General features: G+C 33.9%; 25 protein-coding genes. 13 read left to right on the top strand and 12 right to left on the bottom strand.

The window, feature by feature from the left end; genetic code table 11:
* The first annotated feature begins 32 nt into the window (after positions 1-32).
* Positions 33-179, top strand: coding sequence for a DUF5522 domain-containing protein (locus tag EHC72_RS22685; protein ID WP_165585820.1), 147 nt, complete (start codon positions 33-35; stop codon positions 177-179).
* Here EHC72_RS22685 and EHC72_RS12920 read toward each other — a convergent pair whose 3' ends face one another.
* From EHC72_RS12920 to EHC72_RS12905, 4 genes are all read right to left on the bottom strand, one after another.
* Positions 180-779, bottom strand: a complete 600-nt coding sequence (locus EHC72_RS12920; RefSeq protein WP_131538125.1) for a Uma2 family endonuclease — start codon at positions 777-779, stop codon at positions 180-182. It lies immediately after the preceding gene.
* A gap of 317 nt (positions 780-1,096) precedes the next feature.
* Positions 1,097-1,813 carry a ZIP family metal transporter gene (locus EHC72_RS12915; protein WP_131538124.1) on the bottom strand — a complete coding sequence of 239 codons (717 nt, stop codon included), beginning with the start codon at positions 1,811-1,813 and terminating at the stop codon, positions 1,097-1,099.
* A 1-nt stretch (position 1,814) separates the two neighbouring features.
* Complete coding sequence (locus tag EHC72_RS12910; RefSeq protein WP_131538123.1) at positions 1,815-2,378, bottom strand: phosphatase PAP2 family protein; 564 nt, start codon at positions 2,376-2,378, stop codon at positions 1,815-1,817.
* Entirely contained in the window at positions 2,375-3,106 is a 732-nt protein-coding gene (locus tag EHC72_RS12905; protein ID WP_131538122.1) for a class I SAM-dependent methyltransferase, read from the bottom strand. Before EHC72_RS12905 ends, EHC72_RS12910 begins: the two co-directional genes overlap by 4 nt.
* Positions 3,107-3,347: 241 nt before the next feature.
* On the opposite strand from EHC72_RS12905, the gene glmM reads away from it, so the two are divergent.
* The 7 genes from glmM (at position 3,348) to EHC72_RS12870 (ending at position 10,366) form a co-directional block, all read left to right on the top strand.
* Positions 3,348-4,730: a phosphoglucosamine mutase gene (gene glmM / locus EHC72_RS12900; protein WP_131538121.1), complete on the top strand. Its 1,383-nt coding sequence runs from the start codon at positions 3,348-3,350 to the stop codon at positions 4,728-4,730.
* An 18-nt stretch (positions 4,731-4,748) separates the two neighbouring features.
* On the top strand, positions 4,749-5,897 hold the full coding sequence (locus tag EHC72_RS12895; RefSeq protein WP_131538120.1) for a cysteine desulfurase family protein: 1,149 nt from the start codon (positions 4,749-4,751) through the stop codon (positions 5,895-5,897).
* A 372-nt stretch (positions 5,898-6,269) separates the two neighbouring features.
* The gene (locus tag EHC72_RS12890) at positions 6,270-6,476 is read left to right on the top strand and encodes a hypothetical protein (protein WP_131538119.1); all 207 of its coding nucleotides are present in this window, start codon (positions 6,270-6,272) and stop codon (positions 6,474-6,476) included.
* 138 nt (positions 6,477-6,614) lie between these two features.
* The gene (locus tag EHC72_RS12885; RefSeq protein WP_131538118.1) at positions 6,615-6,818 is read left to right on the top strand and encodes a hypothetical protein; all 204 of its coding nucleotides are present in this window, start codon (positions 6,615-6,617) and stop codon (positions 6,816-6,818) included.
* Positions 6,819-6,900: 82 nt separating this feature from the next.
* Entirely contained in the window at positions 6,901-7,800 is a 900-nt protein-coding gene (locus EHC72_RS12880) for an MBL fold metallo-hydrolase (RefSeq protein ID WP_131538117.1), read from the top strand.
* A gap of 227 nt (positions 7,801-8,027) precedes the next feature.
* The gene (locus EHC72_RS12875) at positions 8,028-9,359 is read left to right on the top strand and encodes a cytochrome ubiquinol oxidase subunit I (RefSeq protein WP_131538116.1); all 1,332 of its coding nucleotides are present in this window, start codon (positions 8,028-8,030) and stop codon (positions 9,357-9,359) included.
* Between the two features lie 2 nt (positions 9,360-9,361).
* Entirely contained in the window at positions 9,362-10,366 is a 1,005-nt protein-coding gene (locus EHC72_RS12870) for a cytochrome d ubiquinol oxidase subunit II (protein ID WP_131538115.1), read from the top strand.
* A gap of 345 nt (positions 10,367-10,711) precedes the next feature.
* Here the strand turns inward: EHC72_RS12870 and EHC72_RS12865 are convergent, their stop codons facing one another.
* From EHC72_RS12865 to accD, 4 genes are all read right to left on the bottom strand, one after another.
* Complete coding sequence (locus EHC72_RS12865) at positions 10,712-11,107, bottom strand: immunity 22 family protein (RefSeq protein ID WP_131538114.1); 396 nt, start codon at positions 11,105-11,107, stop codon at positions 10,712-10,714.
* A 98-nt stretch (positions 11,108-11,205) separates the two neighbouring features.
* Complete coding sequence (locus tag EHC72_RS12860) at positions 11,206-12,753, bottom strand: M20/M25/M40 family metallo-hydrolase (protein WP_131538113.1); 1,548 nt, start codon at positions 12,751-12,753, stop codon at positions 11,206-11,208.
* A gap of 146 nt (positions 12,754-12,899) precedes the next feature.
* Positions 12,900-13,607 carry a hypothetical protein gene (locus EHC72_RS12855; RefSeq protein ID WP_131538112.1) on the bottom strand — a complete coding sequence of 236 codons (708 nt, stop codon included), beginning with the start codon at positions 13,605-13,607 and terminating at the stop codon, positions 12,900-12,902.
* A gap of 272 nt (positions 13,608-13,879) precedes the next feature.
* A complete protein-coding gene (gene accD / locus EHC72_RS12850; protein ID WP_131538111.1) occupies positions 13,880-14,725 on the bottom strand; it encodes an acetyl-CoA carboxylase, carboxyltransferase subunit beta in 846 nt (281 codons plus the stop codon).
* 206 nt (positions 14,726-14,931) lie between these two features.
* Between accD and fbaA the strand changes: the two genes are divergently transcribed.
* From fbaA to EHC72_RS12825, 5 genes are all read left to right on the top strand, one after another.
* A complete protein-coding gene (fbaA, locus tag EHC72_RS12845; protein ID WP_131538110.1) occupies positions 14,932-16,011 on the top strand; it encodes a class II fructose-bisphosphate aldolase in 1,080 nt (359 codons plus the stop codon).
* 130 nt (positions 16,012-16,141) lie between these two features.
* A complete protein-coding gene (locus tag EHC72_RS12840) occupies positions 16,142-16,615 on the top strand; it encodes a low affinity iron permease family protein (RefSeq protein ID WP_131538109.1) in 474 nt (157 codons plus the stop codon).
* A 4-nt stretch (positions 16,616-16,619) separates the two neighbouring features.
* On the top strand, positions 16,620-17,042 hold the full coding sequence (locus EHC72_RS12835; RefSeq protein WP_131538108.1) for a GNAT family N-acetyltransferase: 423 nt from the start codon (positions 16,620-16,622) through the stop codon (positions 17,040-17,042).
* 21 nt (positions 17,043-17,063) lie between these two features.
* On the top strand, positions 17,064-17,645 hold the full coding sequence (locus tag EHC72_RS12830; RefSeq protein WP_131538107.1) for a Crp/Fnr family transcriptional regulator: 582 nt from the start codon (positions 17,064-17,066) through the stop codon (positions 17,643-17,645).
* Positions 17,646-17,712: 67 nt separating this feature from the next.
* Positions 17,713-18,501 (top strand): SDR family NAD(P)-dependent oxidoreductase, encoded by a 789-nt coding sequence (locus EHC72_RS12825; RefSeq protein WP_131538106.1) that lies wholly within the window; start codon positions 17,713-17,715, stop codon positions 18,499-18,501.
* 49 nt (positions 18,502-18,550) lie between these two features.
* Here EHC72_RS12825 and EHC72_RS12820 read toward each other — a convergent pair whose 3' ends face one another.
* From EHC72_RS12820 to EHC72_RS12805, 4 genes are all read right to left on the bottom strand, one after another.
* Positions 18,551-19,411 carry a hydroxymethylglutaryl-CoA lyase gene (locus EHC72_RS12820; protein WP_131538105.1) on the bottom strand — a complete coding sequence of 287 codons (861 nt, stop codon included), beginning with the start codon at positions 19,409-19,411 and terminating at the stop codon, positions 18,551-18,553.
* A 15-nt stretch (positions 19,412-19,426) separates the two neighbouring features.
* Positions 19,427-19,876: a methylglyoxal synthase gene (locus EHC72_RS12815; RefSeq protein ID WP_131538104.1), complete on the bottom strand. Its 450-nt coding sequence runs from the start codon at positions 19,874-19,876 to the stop codon at positions 19,427-19,429.
* A gap of 15 nt (positions 19,877-19,891) precedes the next feature.
* Complete coding sequence (locus EHC72_RS12810) at positions 19,892-21,223, bottom strand: NAD(P)/FAD-dependent oxidoreductase (protein ID WP_131538103.1); 1,332 nt, start codon at positions 21,221-21,223, stop codon at positions 19,892-19,894.
* A gap of 140 nt (positions 21,224-21,363) precedes the next feature.
* Positions 21,364-21,897, bottom strand: coding sequence for a GNAT family N-acetyltransferase (locus EHC72_RS12805; RefSeq protein WP_131538102.1), 534 nt, complete (start codon positions 21,895-21,897; stop codon positions 21,364-21,366).
* Positions 21,898-21,908 lie beyond the last annotated feature (11 nt).

Genomic DNA, 21,908 nt, shown 5'->3' with positions numbered 1-21,908 from the left:
TCATTCATTCTCATATTCAAAATTTTTGCTTTATGTTAAAGGAAGGAGAAGACTTTTATTTTAATGAAGATGGGCTAATGGTTTTTACTGAAGCCTATCATTTAAAAAGAGGCTATTGCTGTAAAAATAAGTGTAAGCATTGCCCTTGGGGTTTTGGAAAAAAGAAGGAAAAGAAATAATTAACTTTCAATAAAAACCTTATTATAAATTTCTAATAAGGGAATTTCGAAACCAAGAGAAGTAAAGTTTAAAACTTGATGAATGTTTTTATATTCTGTTAATTCCCAGTTTTGTTTCTCATTAACATAAAAAGCTTCAATATATATTGATTCAGAATCAATTAAAATATATTCTTTCAATGAGGGGATATCCCTATAAAGTTTAAATTTATTCCCTCTATCGTAAGTTTTAGTTGAGGCAGATAAAATTTCTATAATTACAGAAGGAAGAACCGAAGTGTTTGTATCATCTTTACTTTCGATCAAATTGTTGCAATAGATAGAAATATCAGGATAAGTAAATAAACTATTTTCGGGAATTTGCAGGCGCTTATCACTACCAAAAGGACGACAGGGTTTACCTTTTAATTTAATGAATATATTTCCAAAAACGTTAGTGAAAATTTCGTTATGCGCATTACTTGCTCCAGCCATGGCAAAAATTTCTCCTTGAAAATATTCGTGCTTTTCATCAGATAAATTTTCCCTTTCAAGATATTCTGCAATGGTATACATTTGTTTATGGTAATCTACGGCAGGCTCATTAACTTCATTTTCCATTAGTCTAAATTAATGAAAATAAACTGTTTAGCGCAATAAAACTATCAACACCAAACGCAGTGTTAATGATGCAAATAAATCATCAACTAAATATTAGTTTATATTAAACAATTCAAATAAACTATTAAGTAAAACTTAATTTATATTAATAGATCTAAAGAAACTATCAAACAAATATTAGTTTACATTAAACAATTATAATAAACTATTAAGCAAAACTTAATTTGTTTTAAGAGAAACAAAGAAACTATTAAGCAAAACTTAGTTAAATGTTAATGGCAGAAAGAAAGTAGTAAGTAAACATTTATGGAGCGTTATTAATGCCCTATAAAAAAACCTATTAAGGCAACGCCAATACCCAGTAAAACGGCAATCATTTTTTTAATGTTTATTTTATGATCGGCGCTTGATTCAAATAATATAGTGGTAGAAATGTGTAGAAAGATACCAATTACAATACCCATTATTTTGTTGAAATAAGCCTCCACACCACCAATTGTTCCATTACTTAGGCCCATACTTACATAAAAACCTAAAGGAGCCATAACAGCAAATATGACAAGGTAGGCCATAATACTGCCTTTTTTAAAGTGGTTTTGCATTAAAATGCTTGCAAGAGCAAATGCAGCAGGAATATGATGTAACGAAATTCCGAAAATTAATTCGTTATGCTGATCTTTAGCTAAAGGCATTCCTTCTAAAAAAGCATGTAAGCACAAGCTAATCATAATTCCGTAAGGAAAAGCATGTCCATCATGATGTTTATGGATATGCCCATGTTCAACACCTTCAGAAAACTGTTCAAGAAAAACCTGGAGTAAGAACCCAATTAAAATAAATATTCCTATTTCTCCTTTATCCGGACCACTATATGCATCAGGAATTAAATGTAAAACAGTAATGGCGAATAAATAAGCGCCGCTAAAAGATAAAATAAGCTTTAGGAGCTTTGATTTATCGCTTTTTACCAAAAAGATAGCCGATCCACCTAAAAAGGCGCAGAAGAAAAGTACGCAAATTTTCCAGACTTCCATTTTAAAAATCGGGTTGAAGTTTTTTAAATATTCTTGAACAAATAAAACCAATTACGCTTCCTAGCAGTGCACCTGTAGTTACATCTACAGGGTAATGTACACCTACATAAACTTGTGCAAAACTAATAATGAAAGCCCAAAATAAACCAATTGGTAGAATAGGTTTCCATCTTTTGTAAAACACAAAAATTAAAAAAACAGCAATAGCAAAATGGTTCGTTGCATGGGCGGAAGGAAAACTCATACCACTACCGCAGGGCACACGGTGGATAATATCATTTATCAATGTTGGTTCGTTACATGGTCTTAATCTTGATACAAGCGGTTTAATTACTCTTGATGCAATTAAATCGCCCATGGCAAACGTAAAAAGAATCATTCCAATAATGTAGTAACCTTGCTTTTTATACTGTTTAATACAAAAAATTACAATAAATAAGTAAAGTGGTGCCCAAAAAAAACGATTGCGCATTAATGGCATCAACCAATCGAAAAACCCATTGGAAAGCCCACGATGAATTTTCAAAAACAACTCTGCATCAAACTGCTGAATGCTTTCTATCATGCTTTTTTGCAAATTAAAATTAACCGGTCAGAGTTTTCTTCGCTATAATCCTCAAGAGCATAACTGCCAAAGGTTTTTTCTATAACCATACCTGCTTTAGTTAGCATTCTTTCAAAATCCTGTAAACTAAAAGCCTGTACTCGTTCTTCAAAATTGTAAGTTTTATCATTATCTTCAAAATTAATTTTCTTGATAATTTTGCCATCCACAACCTTCTTATCAATATTAAAAGTAATATGATCTAATACTTTAGTTTCTTGATGATTTAAATTTCTAACTATTTTTTCAGTGTTAAAATAATCAATAACCAATATGCCCTTTGCATTTAAGCTTTTTCTAAAAGTTTTAAGTGCATTTACATGATCTTTCTCCGTATCAAAGTATCCAAAACTGGTGAAAAGATTTAAGGCTACATCAAAATAATTAATGTAAAATAAGCGGCGCATATCATGTACCAGAAAATGAAGTTTTTCATTTTCAAACTGCTTTGCATATTTAATGCTTTGCTCAGATAAATCGATGCCAGTTACATTAAACCCCTTTTTATTTAGGTAAATAGAATGCCTGCCTTTACCACAAGCAATATCCAGCATTTTAGAATCTCCTGTTGGATTTAGAAAATCAGTTAGGTTATCAATAAAAAATTCAGCTTCAGCGTCGTTGCGTTGTTGATAAAGGATATGATAATAAGGGGAATTGAACCAATACTGAAACCACTTGCGCTGCATATAAAAGCCGTATTTATTTTTTGAAAGGGGCAAATATAAGCTTTTGCAATGGCAACAAAACTTTTGAAGATCTATTTTATGCAATATTGTTGCATAATTATGCTGTGTTTTAATCTAAATCTATTAAATACATCGTGTAAATAGATATAAAGCGAATGTAAATTAAACGGTTAGCAAGTTCGAAACTTAAGTACAATCCTGAATTTTTTCTTATTTTTGGGCATATATAAAACTAACATAAGTGACTTTAATAAAATCGATTTCAGGCATAAGAGGAACCATTGGTGGACAAGCAGGAGATGGCTTAACACCTATTGATATTGTGAAATTTACAGCTGCATTTGGTAGTTGGGTAGTTCAAAAAACAAATAATAAAAGAATTGTATTAGGTCGTGATGCCCGTATTTCAGGCGAAATGGTTAATAATTTAGTTATCGGAACTCTTCAAGGTCTTGGTATTGAGGTTATTGATTTAGGCTTATCTACCACGCCAACTGTTGAGGTTGCTGTACCCGATGAAAATGCAGGCGGTGGTATTATTTTAACTGCCAGTCATAATCCAAAACAATGGAATGCACTTAAATTATTAAATAGCGATGGTGAATTTATTAGTGATGCTGATGGTAAGGAAGTATTAGACCTTGCCGAAAGTGCTAGTTTTGATTTTGCCGATGTAGATAAATTAGGCAAAGTAATTAAGAACGATACTTACTTGCAAAAACATATCGATAAAGTTTTGGCATTGCCTTTAGTAGATGTCGAAGCCATTAAAAAGGCCGATTTTAAGGTGGTAATTGATTGTGTTAATTCAACGGGTGGTATTTTTATTCCTGCTTTATTAAAGGCTTTAGGGGTTAATAAGGTTGTTGAACTATATTGCACTCCTGATGGTCATTTCCCACATAATCCTGAGCCACTTCCAGAAAACTTAACAGAGATTTCTAAAGAAGTTCAAAAGCAAAATGCTGATTTAGGTATTGTTGTTGATCCGGATGTTGACCGTTTATGCTTTGTAAATGAAGATGGTAGCATGTTTGGTGAAGAATATACCTTAGTTGCCGTTGCAGATTATATCCTTCAAAATACGCCAGGAAATACGGTCTCTAATCTTTCATCAACCAGAGCTTTACGCGACGTAACTGAAAAAGCAGGTGCAGAATATAATGCCTCTGCAGTAGGAGAGGTAAACGTAGTTAATAAAATGAAAGCAACAAACGCCATTATTGGTGGCGAGGGTAACGGTGGTATTATTTATCCCGAATCTCATTATGGAAGAGATGCCTTGGTTGGTATTGCCTTATTTTTAACGCACCTGGCAAAATTTGGTAAGCCTATTTCAGTTTTAAGAAACAGCTATCCTGGATACTTTATCTCTAAAAATAAAATTACCCTTACGCCAGAAATGGATATCGATAATTTATTAAAACAGGTAGAAGAAAAATATAAAAATCAACCATATAGCACTATAGATGGCTTAAAAATAGAGTTTGATAAAACATGGGTTCATTTACGTCGTTCTAATACGGAGCCAATTATTCGTATTTACAGCGAAGCAGAAAATGAAACCGTGGCCGAGAGCCTTGCCAATAAAATCATCTCTGATATTAAAGAGATTTTGAACTAAACACATACAAACACACAAATGAAAAGGGTTTATTTAGATAATGCAGCAACCACGCCTCTAGATCCTGCAGTGATTGCAGAAATGACCAACGTAATGGAAAACTACTTCGGTAATCCATCTGCCATTCATGCTTTAGGGCGTGAGGTTAGAACTTTGGTAGAGAAGGCACGTAAAACTGTTGCAGGCTTATTAGGCGCATCACCATCCGAAATATTTTTCACTTCAGGTGGTACCGAAGCGGATAATACTGCAATTAGATGTGGTATTTCAGCTTATGGTATTAAACACGCAATTACTTCTAAAATAGAGCATCACGCGGTAGAACATACTCTAAACATGATGCTAAAGGACGGACAAATTGATAAATTGAGTTTTGTTAATATAGACGAAAAAGGCAACATCGATTACGCCCATTTAGAAGAGTTATTGCAAAATAATGAGCGCACTTTTGTTTCTTTAATGCACGCCAATAACGAGTTAGGTACGTTAACGGACATGTATAAAGTTGGTGATATTTGCGAAAAATATAATGCAATTTACCATGCAGATACGGTGCAAACCATGGGACATTACGTACATAATGTTCGCGATTTAAAAGCTCATTTTATTGTTTGTGCTGCACATAAATTACACGGACCAAAAGGTGTTGGGTTTTTATATGTAAACAGCAATATTAAAATTGCACCGATGATTTATGGAGGTGCACAAGAGCGAAATATGCGTGGCGGTACCGAAAATGTTTATGGCATTGTAGGGTTAGCTAAAGCTTTAGAAATGGCTTACGCTGATATGGAAGCGCATCAAAACCACATTCAAGGCTTAAAAGATTATTTAAAAGAACAGTTAATAGCCGAAATTCCAGGAATAGCCTTTAATGGTGAAACTGACGCAAGCAAAAGCCTTTATACGGTTTTAAATGTATCATTCCCAGAAATGGATATGGCAGATATGTTGCTTTTTAATTTAGATATTAATGGTATTTGTGCTTCTGGTGGTAGTGCTTGTTCATCAGGATCAAACATTGGTTCGCATGTGCTAAATGGTATTAATGCCGATCCTAATCGTCCTTCTGTTCGTTTCTCTTTTAGTAAATACACAACTAAAGAGGATTTAGATTATGTAATTGAAAAAGTTAAAATGGTAGTTAAGCAAAACGCTTTAGCCTAAAAATATCAGTAACCAAATAGGAAGAGCCTTGACATGATTTGTTAAGGCTTTTTTTTTAACTAATATTTTAAAAGGATAAAATAATACAGCAATAATTCACCTAGATAAAAAATATGCCTTTAGTTTTGAAATAAATAAATTAAAAGAGTATATTTAAGTAGATATTAGAAAAAGGTAAATTGTAACGTCTTTATAAACAAAAGCAATTACCATCAGATATGCCAATTCCTTCAATAAAACCTTAGTCATACTCCACGCATAAGGTTAAGCAAGATTCATTTTTTTGAAATAGTTTTAATAGGTCTATACCTCAGATTAGATTAAACATTTGCTTTAAATTTTATTTAATTATAAAACCTAATTCTTATTGTTATGGAAACCAACAGCAACACTAACAACGGAACCGAAAACACCGGGTTAAAATCAGAAAGATCAAATTCAGAGAAAAAACATGTATACAATTTCGCATTGAACTCTTTTTCTATTGAATCATCCAGCCATTTCAGTAAAAGCCACAAAAGAAGATTTCATTCTTTTGGCTGCGGCCATGAACCTGGTACAACACCTGGCGGACTTTAAGCTAAGGTAATTGTAGCGGTTTTTGTATATCCTGTAAACTATATTGTATTGATGTGGTATTAAAACCTATGTGTTTTTGAATAAGAAAAACAAAAAGCTTTTTAGTATTGTTCTTTAACTATATCAATTACAATAGCTATGGAAACAAATAAAGAAAAAGGCAAAATTGTACAGAACGATTTGCTAGATAAAAAAGCAGAAGATGTTAGGGAAGATGAAAAGTTAGATGAAAATAAGTCTTCAAAAGTAACCACTAACTTATTTAATAAGGACGATGGTCGTAAAAATAATTCATTTGGTCCGGGCCACGAACCTGGAACCACACCAGGATCTGGAATTTAAATAATCCTAAATTTTATATCTAAAAAAAAATATTAAATTTAAACCACAGCAATTGCTGTGGTTTTTTAAGTTATTCCCTGCTATGGAAAGAAGAAATTTTATCAAAAGCTCTGCATTGGCTATGGCCTTGTTATCCATCTATAAAACAGATGTATTTGCACAAAACAATTTATTGCGTGCGTATAATTTTAAACCAATTCGCAATAATGTTGGCGTATTTACCGAGCAGGGAGGAACAATTGGTTGGCTAAACTCTTCAAATGGGTTTGTTGTTGTTGATGCGCAGTTTCCAACAAGCGCCCCCCACGTAATTGAAGAATTAAAGAAACTTGGCGAAAAACCTTTTAAATATTTAATCAATACACACCACCACGGAGACCATACTGCTGGAAATATAGCTTTTAAAGGATTGACAGAAAAAGTAGTTGCGCATCAAAACTCTTTAGTAAATCAAAGAAAAGCAGCAGAGAAGGCAAATAATTTAAATCAGCAGCTTTTACCTGATACCACTTTTGGAACAGGTTGGAAGGCAAAGGTTGGTGATGAAAAAATTAGTGCATTTTATTACGGTTCGGGGCATACCAATGGAGATGCCATTTATCATTTCGAAAACGCAAATATTGTACACGTTGGTGATTTAGTTTTTAATCGCAAGTTTCCATATATAGATAAAGAAAATGGAGCGCATATAGGAAATTGGATTACTGCACTTGATAAAATTACCACTCAATTTGATAATGATACCGTATTTATTTGGGGGCATAGTCTGGATCCGGAAAAGGTAACGGGGAATAAAGCTGATGTAAAAGCTTATCAAAATTACCTTCAAAGTTTACTAACCTTCGTTGGTAGTGAAATTAAAGCCGGCAAAAGCAAAGAAGATATTTTAAATGCCACAACTATACCTGGTGCACCAGAGTGGAAGGGCGAAGGCATACAAAGGAGTCTTACAGCCGCCTATGACGAGATTAAAGGCACCTAAATAAGCATGAAATTAATTTAAAAAAATGCTGGTGATTCTTATTAAAATCATCAGCATTTTTGTTTTATTAAAGTTTATTTTTACAATTTTGTAAATAGTATACGAAGTATCAATTATTTTCAATTTATAAACGTTCTATATTTAAAATAATCCTTTCATCATCACTAAATTACCATAAGCTTTAATCATTAACAGTTATATTTGTTACAATTCGATAAATAGAGCTTATGGATGATTTTATAGCTGCCCGTTCCCAAATGGCCCTATCACTGGGTTTTCATATTATTTTTTCTTGCATTGGTATGGTTATGCCATTTTTTATGGCGGTATCTCACTATAAATGGTTAAAAACAAATGATGAGGTTTATAAAAATATTACCAAGGCGTGGAGTAAAGGTGTAGCTATTTTCTTTGCAACAGGAGCAGTTTCAGGTACAATGTTATCTTTCGAATTAGGTTTGTTATGGCCGAAGTTTATGGAACACGCAGGTCCGATTTTCGGAATGCCGTTCTCTTTAGAAGGTACAGCCTTTTTTATAGAAGCTATTGCACTAGGATTTTTCTTATACGGCTGGAATAAATTAAATAAATGGTTTCATTGGTTTACTGGAATGGTAGTAGGCGTAAGTGGGTTGGCATCGGGTATTTTGGTGGTTGCCGCTAATGCTTGGATGAATAGCCCAGCCGGATTTGATTTCGTAAACGGACAATACCTAAATATCGATCCTATACAAGCCATGTTCAATAAAGCATGGTTTACCCAAGCCTTACACATGTGCTTAGCCGCATTTACAGCAACAGGCTTTGCTGTAGCCGGAGTACACGCTTTAATGGTTTTAAGAAATAGTAATAAACAATTTCACTTAAAAGCGTTTAAAATTGCAGCTACTTTTGCTTGCATAGGTGCCTTATTGCAACCTTTAAGTGGCGATTTATCTGCCAAGGATGTAGCAAAAAGACAACCAGCTAAACTAGCTGCAATGGAAGCGCTATATAAAACGGAAAAACCTGCGCCTTTATTAATTGGTGGAATTGTAAATGAGCGTGAGAAAACGGTTAAAATGGCTATTCAATTACCTGGCGCTTTAAGTTTTTTAGCACATGGTGATTTTAAAGCGGAGGTGAAGGGCTTAGATCAAATTCCTGAAGATCAGCATCCACCGGTAGCTATAACGCATTATGCCTTTCAAATTATGGTTGGCATTGGTACATTACTTTTATTAATAGCTATAATTTACTTCGTTACCATATTTAAAAAGAAACCCTTAACAGATAAGCGGTGGTTGCTTAAATTATTCGTTTATGCAATTCCTTTGGGATACATTGCTTTAGAAGCCGGTTGGATAGTTACAGAAGTTGGGCGCCAACCTTGGATTATTTATGGTATTATGAGAACAAAAGATGCCGTAACACCAATGCCAGGTATTGCTTATTCTTTTTATATTTTCTCGGCAATTTATGTTTCGCTAAGCATTATTGTTACCTTTTTACTATATCGTCAAATTAAAATGGTGCCAGTTTTATATAACAATCCATCAACAGAAACCCCAGAAAACTAATTATGGAATACGTTGTAATCACCTTTTTATGTTTGGGTATATTGTTATACTTTTTACTTGGCGGTGCCGATTTCGGTGCAGGTATTATTGAACTGTTTACCTCTACAAAAAATAGAAGCAAAACACGTAAAACCATGTATCAAGCCATTGGTCCAGTTTGGGAAGCTAATCACATGTGGCTAATTATTGCCATTGTAATTCTTTTTGTAGGCTTTCCACACATTTACACCACCATGTCAGTTTATCTTCATATTCCGCTGCTTATTATGCTTGTAGGAATTATAGCCCGAGGTACCGCTTTTGTATTTCGTCATTATGATGCCGTTCATGATAATATGCAAGAGGTGTACAACAAGATATTTGTTTATTCTAGCTTTATTACACCATTGTTTCTCGGCATTATTGCCGGAAGCGTAATTTCAGGGCATATAGATACCCAAGCCACTGATTTTGTTTCAGCCTATGTTTACAGCTGGTTAAATTGGTTCTCTGTTTCTGTTGGTTTATTTACTGTTGCACTTTGTGGTTTTTTAGCCGCCATTTACTTAATTGGAGAAACTAAAGATATTAAGGATAAAAAAAGGTTTATTAAAAAAGCCGAATTTATGAATATCGCAGCAGTGATATTTGGTGCAATGGTTTTCATTGCTTCAATTAAAGAAAATGTTCCCCTGGTAGATTGGGTTTTCAAAAATACTGTCGGACTTTCTGCTGTAATTTTAGCAAGTTTATCTCTTGTTTTACTTTGGTATTTATTGCTTAAAGGAAAAACTAAAATTCTACGCCTTTTAGCAGGCTTTCAGGTAACAATGATCTTGCTTGCTATAAGTTATGCCCACTTTCCTAATTTTATCCGTTTAAAAGGAGGTAATACAATTTCCTTGTTTAGTGCCGTAGGACCAGAGAAAACAATTTACAGCCTGGGATTGGCACTTTTACTGGGCAGTATTTTGATTTTACCCTTCTTAGGATATTTGTTTTATAAGTTTCAGCAAAAAGAAGAGTAGAAGTTTGTTAATATAGCGTAATCTCACTTTATCTTGTTGAAAATAGATAGGTTTCTATTATTGTTATTTGTTTATTCACTAGCCGCGGAGGCTTCTTTTCTTTTTGGTGTCAAAAAGAAACAAAAAACACCGGCTGAAAATTTTTGTATTTAAGTTAGTAGTTTGGCTTGGATGCTGCTACCCCAAAAATTTGTTAGGTCAGATTAAAGCTTAACGAAGAACAGTGGTTTGTCCCTTATAAATTATAAAGCATTAAGTAAAGAATAAGCTGCTTATGGAGTTTGCTATGCTTTTTTTCTTCACCCGATCATTGCCTCTTTTGAAGAGAAGCAGGAGACGATAATATTAAACCTCATACTCAATTTCGCCAAGATAATGCAAGGTAAAGTTCTTCCTTTTTACATTTACAGGTCTTTCAATCTCACTTTTGTTGATAAAAGCAATGGCATTTAAGTCTGTTAAGTTAAGTTCTTTAATTCTACTTTCCACGGTTTTCATCCACTCCGTTGAATAAGAATATTTGTTAAACTTTTCATTAAAAGGTTTAGCATTGTTTTCAAAACCACATTCTAAAAAGTCAAAGTCTATCCAATTTTCGGATTGGGAGGCAGAAAATTCTGAAACATATCCATTCTCATCAGCTTCTTCCTCATAGAACCTCTTATCTTCCTCAAAAAATTCATAAAAGAAATCTTCAGATTTAAAATTTCCAACCCAAAAATGACAGATTTCAGTTTTCATGTAGTGTATGTGTTTATAATAAAGGCCGAAATTAACAAAAAAAAAGAGGCTTCCTTTAAAAGAAAGCCTCTTAATATTAGAGATTAGAATGAATTTACCTACAATCCGCCTTTTCTCGTTGCTTTTTTCTGCTCAGGCCAAGTATTTGGCTTTCCAGTACGTTCATTTACGCCTAAATCTGTAACCTTTTCAGTTGAAGTTTTCTCAGGATCTTCACAAGCCATATAAACCATAATGGCAGCTAAAATTACGTTACTTCTAATTTCGTCGAAAACCAATTTGTCATAACTATCGCGATTGGTATGCCAAGTATATGTTCCATAATCCCAGCTTGTAGAACTTAGCGAGAAACCCGGAGCACCAACAGCAACAAATGAAGCAAAGTCTGAACCGCCACCACCTGGTGCACCAGGGAAACTGGTTTTAATTTGATTTTTAATTGTATCGGGTACCTTTGATAACCAACGCGTTAAAAAGTCTTTTGCTTTTGCATAACCCTGTCCTGATAAGTTCACCACTCTACCTGTACCATTATCCTGATTAAATAAGGCCTGTAAATTATTTACAATTTCTGGGTGATCCTCAACAAAGGCTCTTGATCCATTTAAGCCTTGTTCTTCGCTACCCCAATGTCCAACAAGAATAGTTCTTTTTGGGTTAGGATAAAATTTCTTTAAAACGCGTAATGCTTCCATCATCATAATCGTTCCAGATCCATTGTCGGTTGCGCCACTAGCACCATCCCACGAATCGAAATGTGCAGATAACATTACATATTCATTTGGTTTTTCTTTTCCTTTAATTTCAGCGATAGTATTAAAGGTAGGTACAACACCTAATTCTTTAGATTCTGCCTCAATTTTAATGGTCGGTTTTGAACCATATTGAGCCAAACGATATACTAATCCATAGTCTTCAACAGATAAATCTACTGTAGGAATTTTAGTCGTATTAGCACCAAATATTTTATCAACACCAAAACCCTGCGACCAGTTGTTGATGATAATGCCTGCTGCACCAGCATTTTCTATTGCTAAGGCTAAATTTTTAGCATTTAAGCCTGTTTTTGCAATTTTTGCCGCCCAAGCTTTAGTGGCTTCAGTTTTCTCTTTTTTAAATTTCTCAAATAAGTCTTTCGTTGCAAACTCTTCCCAGTTTTTTTCTGGGCGACCAGAAATTTGGTTCATCGAAATCATAACTAACTTTCCTTTTACAGCTGGTAACCATTTTTGGAAAGAAATTGAATCTGTAATTTCCGGTAAAATGATCGCTTCTGCATTTACGGCTTTTCCGTTGGTAGATGGGCTCCAGGCCAATTGAGTACCTTCTAATGATCTTACTCTTGGGCTAATTAAATCAATATGAGTAATACCACGTTGCCATCCTCTCCATTCGCCCCATTTTTCATTCTTGGCAGAAATACCCCAGTCGCTGTACTTTTTTACAGCCCAATCATTAGCTTGTTTCATTTGTGGACTGCCCACTAAACGTGGTCCAACGACATCTAAAAGTTCGTGGGCCAGTTTTTCTAGCTGAGAATTTTCATTTACCTCTTTAACAATTCCATCGATTACTTTATTAGTTTGAGCAAAAGCAATAGATGAGGTAAAAAGAAGGAGTGAGGGTAATAGTAATTTTTTATTCATAATTTCCAGTTAATTGATAAGCTAAATTAAGAATTAAGCTATGCTTAGCTGGAAGTTAATAGAAATGTTGCACTGGAGTATAGAATTATAACAACCTTCCATGGAGAATTTACTTCAATATTGAACTTGAAATAAATTTATTAGGCTTAATTTTTTTTAATAAGATGAATATATTTATCGCCACACTCCGATAATCGAGTATATTCATTCATGGAGTTCCCATAATTTTGAATTGCAATTTCTCCATCAGTAAGCGAACCTTGCAAATCTCCTTGATTTTCATCGCCAGGTAAACCAAAAAAAGTAATGTAATTTCCGTCTTTCTCTCTCGAAAAGTAAACCTTACCGCTCTTTTCTCTACTCTTTGTTTTTAAAAGATATAGATACTCACCTTTAGCAAAGGTTATTTTAATATTTATTTTACAATCGTTGTCGCCTTCACTTTCATTCGTACTATAATTTCCGGTTATAACCTTGGGCAATGGCCTATACTTCGTTTTAGAAACTTGTAGTTTAACTGGAAATTCTTTTTGGGTGGTTAAGTTTTTCCATATTCCATTAAAAACGCCATTTATTAAGGTGCCAATTATCTTTGCAGTTTTTTGATTTTTATAATCAGTTTCAAAGCACGTAAATTGGTTATTTTCAAGCTTCCCATCCGTTAATTTAATTTCAATACCCTTGCTTTTATAAAAATAAGTTCCAGATACGGTATTTCCATTAACCTTTAGAGATACATAAACATCAAACTTTCCAATCTTTCCCTGATAATTCTTCTCAGTATCTTGTTTTATAGAACTAAAAGAGTTTATGAATAAAAGCATTATGGAGGAGAGGAAAAATATAGATTTCATGTAAAGAAAATTTATTTAGAAAACTGTTTTTTTAATTTTATCGTCAAACCGTTGAACTACATTAATTAAATAACTTAAAAATCGAGCAGTTTGTTTTTAGCTGAGATTAGTTTTCAGCAACTGCCTTATTTCGTCTTTCCATTAGTATTAAAATAGAAGAGGCATCTTAAAATTAGAATAATTGCTTTAAAAAACGGCACAAAAAAAAGCAGGGAAGAAGTAACCTACACTCCAAAGCCCTGCTTTTTAAAAATATATAAAAAGTATACTAATTAATTGTTCATCATTTTAATAAAAGAAGCCAATTTAGCTTTCATAGCTCTTCTATCTACAATAAAATCAAGGAAACCATGTTCCAATACAAATTCTGAAGTTTGGAAACCTTTTGGTAAATCTTTCTTAATAGTTTCTTTAATTACCCGTGGACCTGCAAAACCAATTAGTGCACCAGGTTCTGCAATGTTAATATCGCCCAACATGGCATAAGAAGCCGTAACACCGCCAGTTGTAGGATCGGTTAATAAAGAAATGTAAGGAATTTTAGCCTGACTTAGCAACGCTAATTTGGCTGATGTTTTAGCCATTTGCATTAATGAAAATGCAGCTTCCATCATTCGTGCACCGCCTGATTTTGAAATCATTAGGAAAGGCACTTTGTGTTTAATACTGTAATCAATACAACGGGCAATTTTTTCGCCCACTACTGATCCCATAGAACCGCCAATGAAAGCAAAATCCATACAAGCAATAACAAGCTCTTGCCCTTCAATTTTACCAACACCAGCACGGATAGCATCTTTTAAGCCAGTTTTAGCCTGACTTTCTACCACTCTTTCCGTGTACGGTTTATTATCGTTAAAGTTAAGCGGATCACCTGAAGTTAAATTAGCAAAAAGCTCTTTAAACTCATTGTTGTCAAATAAAACCTCGAAATATTCTTTTGATCCTACCCTTAAGTGATAGTCGCAATAGTGGCAAACGTATTTGTTTTCTTGTAGTTCTGCCTGATGTAGCGGTTTTTTACAATTTGGACATTTATTCCACAAACCATCAGGTGCTTCTTTTTTCTCTTCAGTTGTGGTAATGATACCTTTATTTTCTCTTTTAAACCAAGCCATATAATTTTTTAAAGAATCGGATTGCAAAGAAACGAAAAATTATTTTAAGTCAAGTATTTCTATTTAGTGTAAAAAGTACACCATGGATAATGTAGTTTATACACTAAATACGCCTTGTTTTGATATTAAACGTATAAAACTGTTGTGATAAAAGCTTGAAATGTTATTTTTTTTTATAACTTCGGACTTAATAAAATTAACAAGAAATGAGTTTAAAAGGCTATAAAGGCGTAATTTACGGAGATGCCGTTCAAGAATTATTTGAGCAGGCTAAAAAACATCAGTTTGCTTTACCGGCAGTAAACGTTACTGGTACAAATACAGTTAACGCGGTTTTAGAAACTGCAAAGGCAGTAAATTCGCCTGTTATGATTCAATTATCAAATGGCGGTGCTCAATTTTATGCGGGCAAATCATTAGATAATGAGAAATTACAAGCATGTATTTTAGGTGCTGTATCGGCAGCTAAACATGTACATTTATTGGCAGAACATTATGGTGTTGCCGTGGTTTTACATACAGACCATGCCGCTAAAAAATTATTGCCTTGGATTGATGGCCTTTTAGACCATGGTGAAAAATTCTTCGCAGAAACAGGAAAACCTTTGTTTTCTTCTCATATGCTTGATTTATCGGAAGAATCCATTGAAGAAAACATGGAAATTTCTGCTAAATATTTGGCTCGTATGGCTAAAATGAATATGACTATCGAAATTGAACTTGGTGTTACAGGTGGTGAGGAAGATGGCGTAGACAATAGCGATGTAGATAGTTCAAAATTATATACTCAACCAAGTGAAGTTGCTTATGCATACGAAGAGTTGAGCAAAGTTTCTCCTCGTTTTACAGTTGCTGCTGCTTTTGGTAACGTACACGGTGTTTACAAACCAGGTAATGTTAAGTTGCAACCAGTAATTTTGAAGAATTCTCAGGATTTTGTTAAAGAGAAATTTAACTTAACTGCAGAGAAACCAATTAATTTCGTATTCCACGGTGGTTCAGGTTCTTCTCAGGAAGAAATTAGAGAAGCAATTTCTTATGGTGCAATTAAAATGAATATCGATACTGATATGCAATGGGCATTTTGGGAAGGTATTTTAGAATATTATAAAAAGAATGAAGCTTATCTTCAAGGTCAAATTGGTAATCCAGATGGCGATGATAAACCAAATAAAAAATATTACGATCCACGTGTTTGGTTGCGTAAAGCTGAAGAAACATTTGTTAAACGTTTAACACTTGCATTCGAAGATTTAAACTGCTTAAATGCTAACGATAAACTTTAATTCGATTCATTTTTAATAATGATCTAATTATTTAAAAATCAATCGTTCAATAATTAAAACAAAGCGCCATAGGTATAAAAACTTATGGCGCTTTGTTTTGTTAATGATATACTTAAGCAAACAAAAAATAATGAGGAGATCTAAAGACACCAAGAAGAATAGCTTTTTTGAGCGGTTTTCTGATGCAGCAACAAAGTTTACCGGTAGCTCGGCTGCATTTATAGCTGCAACAGCAATTGTTGTAATCTGGGCCATAAGTGGTCCTATTTTTAATTATTCTGAAACCTGGCAACTGGTTATTAATACGGGCACAACAATTATCACTTTTTTAATGGTGTTTTTAATTCAAAAGGCACAAAATAAAGATGGTAAGGCTATTCAACTTAAATTAAACGAATTAATAGCTGCTCATGAAAGGGCGAGTAACCGAATGGTGGATATTGAAGATTTAACAGAAAAAGAACTGGATCAATTACATAAATTTTACGTTACGCTGTCTGCATTAGCCAAAAAAGAAGCCGATATTCACTGTTCGCATTCAATTGATGTAGCAACAGAACTGAATGAATTAAAATTAGAAAAGAATAAACATTTTAAAAAATAAAATAATGAGTTTGCTGGTTCAAAAGGTAAATCACCCTGAAGATTTAGAAAAGGTTTTTGCCATCCGTAAAATAGTTTTTGTTGAAGAACAAAATTGCCCACCAGAGTTAGAATGGGAGCACGAAGAGGAATCAATACACTTTATGGCTACACAAAATGGACAGCCGTGCGGTGCTTGTAGGTGGCGAAAAACCGATGCAGGCTACAAACTAGAACGATTTGCGGTGCTTAAAGAATTTAGAGGTATGGGAGTTGGACGTGCTTTAATTGCCGAAGCTCTTTCTGATTTGCCTGAAGATGCACATTATATTTATTTAAATTCTCAACTTGATGCAATGAGCTTATATGCTAAATTTGGGTTTGTTGCCGAGGGCGAACAATTTGAAGAAGCAGGAATACAACATTTTAAAATGGTGAAGAAAGTTTGATTACAGCTTAAACTATAATTTATGGCTTATGATAAACTTTTAAATCTGATTTCTGCTCATGTAAAAATTAATGAGGAGGATATTGATTTAGTAAAGATTTTATTTAAACCCGTTAAGTATAAAAAAAATGATTTCCTGGAGTATGAAGATAAAATTCCAGGAAATTTATATTTCATAAATGATGGCTTTGTACGTGTTTTCCATTATCAAAATGGCAATGAAATAACTAGTCATATCAACTGTCCGCCTGGATTTATTACCTCATTTAACAGCTTTTTAAACTGTAAAACCTCTAAGGATAATGTAAAATGCATTACCGATTGCGAATTATTAAAAATCAGCAGAAACAACCTTGATATTCTTTATCAAAAAAGTGCCAATTGGGAAACTTTTAGTAAAATCATCTACGAAAAATCATTGTTATACAACGAACAAAGAACTCAGGAGATGATAACGTGCACAGCAGATGAGCGTTATTATAACTTAATGCAAAACTACCCTGAAATTATTCAGAATGTACCCTTGCAATATATTGCATCCTATCTGGGTATTGAACCACAATCTTTAAGTCGCATTAGAAAAAAGATAGCAACGCTTTCTTAACATTTGTTCAGTGTTTCTCGGCCTTATCTATTGAACTTTACTTCTTCAAAATCATAAAATTTTAAAGATGAAAAGTATAAATGGAAAAGTAGCTTTAGTTACAGGAGCATCATCAGGGATTGGCAAAGCTTTTGCCTATAAATTGGCAGAAATGGGTGCGATTTTAGTGTTAACAGCCAGAAGAGAAGATAACTTGAAGGAATTAGCGCTAAAATTGAATACTTTATATAAAGCGAAAGTTTATGTTTTTACTGCAGATTTAAGCAAAAAAGAAGCACCTCAGCAACTCTATAATCAAATTTTGAATTCGGGTTTAACTATTGATTTACTAATCAACAACGCTGGTTATGGTAAATGGACTAATTTTTTAGATGAAACTATAGAGGAGTACGATGATATGTTAGAGCTAAATATAAATGCAGTAGTTAAATTAACACACCTATTTATTCCTGCTATGCTTAAAAAAGGGTCGGGAGGCATTATCAATGTGGCTTCCACTGGTGCTTTACAGCCTTGCCCTTATGTGGGTGTTTATTGTGCAAGTAAATCATTTGTTTTAGCATTTTCTGAGGCATTGTATGGAGAATACCATAAAAAAGGCTTAACAATTACAGCACTTTGCCCTGGTAATACAAGTACTGGTTTTCAAAGTATTGCAAAAGCAAATACACAAGGAATGAGTGCCGATTTGCCAGACACAGTAGCAGAAGCTGGAATTAAAAGTTTGCTAAAAGGTAAAAGCTTTAAAATTGTGGGCTTTGCAAATTATTTAACTTCATTTGTTCCTAGATTTTTCCCTAGAAAAACAGTAATTAACATTGTAAGCAAAATGATGTACAAGAAAGTAAACGGGTAAATTGTATGGATTTCTTACCTTATTTTCATTAAAAATGATGTAAGAAATCTTACCCAAAAATCTGACTGGATAAAGCCATTGCTTCATTCCATTTTGCCATATTGAGGTTTAAATTTTCTCCTTTTGAATTTAAAAAGCTGATTACATCTTCTGTAGCAATGTTTCCGGTAAGATCATCTGCTGCCATTGGGCAACCTCCAAAACCTTTTAATGCAGAATCAATTCGTTTTACACCAGAATTATAAGCAGCTTCAATTTTTTCAAAACGCTCGGTAGGAGTAGAGTGTAAATGAATGCCAATTTCAATGTTTTCAAATTTCGAAATAAGCTTAGGTAAAATATCTTCGATTTTTTCGGGCGTAGAAACACCAACAGTATCGGCCAGAGAGAGAATCTGCACGCCTTTATTTATCAAGGCATCGGCCCATTTTTCTATAATTTCATAATTCCAATCATCACCATAAGGATTACCAAAACCCATCGATAAATATACAACGGCAGTTTTGTTGTTTTTATCGCAAAGCGAAATCATTTCTTCAACTGTGTTTAATGATTGTGCAATGCTAGAGTTGGTATTACGCTGCTGGAAGGTTTCAGAGATAGAAAAGGGAAAACCAAGGTAATTAATCTGCTCATGCATTACAGCCTCTTCAACGCCCCTTAAATTAGCCACAATAGCCAACAACTTGGTTGTTGTATAGCTTAGGTTTAAGTTTGCAAGCACTTCTTTAGTATCTGCCAGCTGCGGAATAGCTTTAGGCGATACAAAACTGCCAAAATCGAGTGTGTTAAAGCCTACTTCCAATAGAAGGTTTAAGTATTTAGATTTAAGCTCTGTCGGAATAAAATTATGCAGACCTTGCATTGCATCACGTGGGCATTCGATTAATTTGAATGGATTCTGGCTCATTTGGTTGAGAATTTCTTATAAAGTTCTGTTTTTATATGCATCGTAATCCGTTAGTGCTACCTGATAATTACCCAGCATATATGGCGAAGATATTAAAAAATCGGCTGTTGCCACATCACAAGCCATTGGTATATTCCATACAATGCCAATACGTAATAATGCTTTAACATCAGGATCGTGTGGTTGCGCCTCCATAGGATCCCAGAAAAAGATTAGAACATCAATTTCTCCTTGCGCAATTAAGGCACCAATTTGTTGATCGCCACCTAATGGGCCACTTAACAACTTTCTGACAGGTAAATTTAAGCGTTCTTCAATTAATTTACCTGTGGTGCCAGTAGCCAGCAACTCATGCCCGGCAAAGGCATCGCGGTTTGTAGTTACCCAATTTAACAAGTCGTCCTTACGGTTATCGTGTGCAACAAGGGCAATTTTTTTATTCGGCGTTAATGTTTTATAAGTCATTTATAAATTTTGAGATCAAACTTTTTTAACTTCTTCAACTTGTGGTACATCTGTACGATAATCTATACTTCTATCTTTTGCAAAGGTTCTAATAATCAGCCTTGCGCCTCTATCATAACTAAAATAGCACCAAAGCCAATTTACAAATACAATAATTTTATTTCTGAAACCAACCAAAGTCATAAGGTGAACAAACATCCAGGTAAACCAGGCAAATACCCCTTGGAAACGGATTTTACCTAAATCTACAACGGCTTTATTTCTACCAACTGTAGCCATTGAACCTTTATCAAAGTATTTAAATTTCTCCAGAGGTTTATTTTCTTTAATATTAATTAGGTTTTTAGCCAATTGATGCCCTTGTTGAATTGCTGCAGGAGCAACTCCAGGATGACCATTAGGAGTTTCCTCATCAATAATAGCGGCAACATCGCCAATGGCATAAATATTAGGATAACCAGAAATTAAATTCTGCGTATCGGTTTTTAATCTTCCACCTCTTACAATTTCTGCTTTATCCAATCCTGGAATAACCTGACCTTTAACGCCAGCACTCCAAATTACGGTAGATGCAAGTACAGATGGTTTATCCTGTAGCGTGAGTGTTTGTCCATCGTAACCCAAAACACGGGTACTATTCATCACATTAACGCCCATTTCGAGCAAGAAATCTTTTGATTTCTTTTGCGCCTGTGGCGACATTACGCCTAAAAGTTCTGGAGAGTTTTCTATCAAATAAATATTAACCTTACTTAAATCTAATTCAGGATAGTCGTTTGGAATAACGTGTTTTTTAAGTTCCGCAATGGCTCCAGAAGTTTCAACGCCTGTTGGTCCGCCACCTACAACTACAAAGTTTAATAGAGCAGTTTTTTTATCAGGATTGGTTTCTATCAATGATTTTTCAAAGTTTTGCAAAATTAAACTTCTTAAATCCAGCGCTTCTGGTATGGATTTCATTGGCATAGAATTATCTTCTATTTCCTGATTGCCAAAAAAGTTGCTGGTAGATCCTGTTGCAAGCACTAAATAATCGTAAGTAATACGACCTATATCTGTTAAAATACTGTTATCTGCAGAGTTAATTTCATTAACTTTTGTAACCCTGAAAATTAAGTTTTTCTGTCCTTTAAAAATCTTTCTAATTGGAAAAGCAATAGAATCAGGTTCTAAACCTCCTGTAGCAACTTGATAAAGTAAGGGTTGAAAAGTATGGTAATTATGTTTATCCAACATAACCACCTGAAAAGGTTTATTTTTTAATCTTTTTGCTAACTCAATACCACCAAAACCGCCACCAACAATCACTACTCTAGGGTATTCACTTTTAGGAAGTTCTAAATCCATTATTTTGGGTTTTATATATACAAATGTAAAATAATTATGCGCTTAAGCAGAACGTGGGATGGACAGAATAGTTTGATTTTAATAAAAATATGAAAGTAAAATTATATTTTATTTTGATGGTTAGATTAGATGCTGACGAGTTATACATCAAGCTCAAGATGTATATCTAATGGTTCCATCTTTAGTAATTCCTTATCGATATTTTCAGTGAGATTTGCGCCTTCTTTTAAATAAAAATCAACTGTTGCTTTGGTGGGGGTGGCAGAAATATAAAGTTTTTTAGCACCGAATTTTTTTGCGATTTCTTTGATTTTTAGAACTAAATTATGACCGATTTTATTTCCTCTACAACTATTGCTTACATACAAAATATCCATTTTGCAATATTGGTTTTTTTGCCCTCTTCTTTTATTTTCTACTGAACTTACACCAACTAGAGTATTATTTATAAAGGCGCCAATAATTTCTCCACCATGCGTTTTAAGTTGAATTTGATTTTGAATGATGGTACTAATTTCTGTTGGCTCGAAAGCCTCAACAATTTCTGGAGTGGGATAGAGGCGGAGTATTCCATTTTCGTACCGATAAGATTCATGGATTTCTTCGGCACGATCAATTTCAGCAATTTTATTTATTTCATCCAATCTCAATGCTCTATAAACAATATTTTGCATACGGCCCTATA

Origin of the sequence: Pedobacter nototheniae (assembly GCF_004335085.1) — a bacterium.
GTDB lineage: Bacteria > Bacteroidota > Bacteroidia > Sphingobacteriales > Sphingobacteriaceae > Pedobacter > Pedobacter nototheniae.
This window is presented reverse-complemented; position numbering and strand designations above follow the sequence as displayed.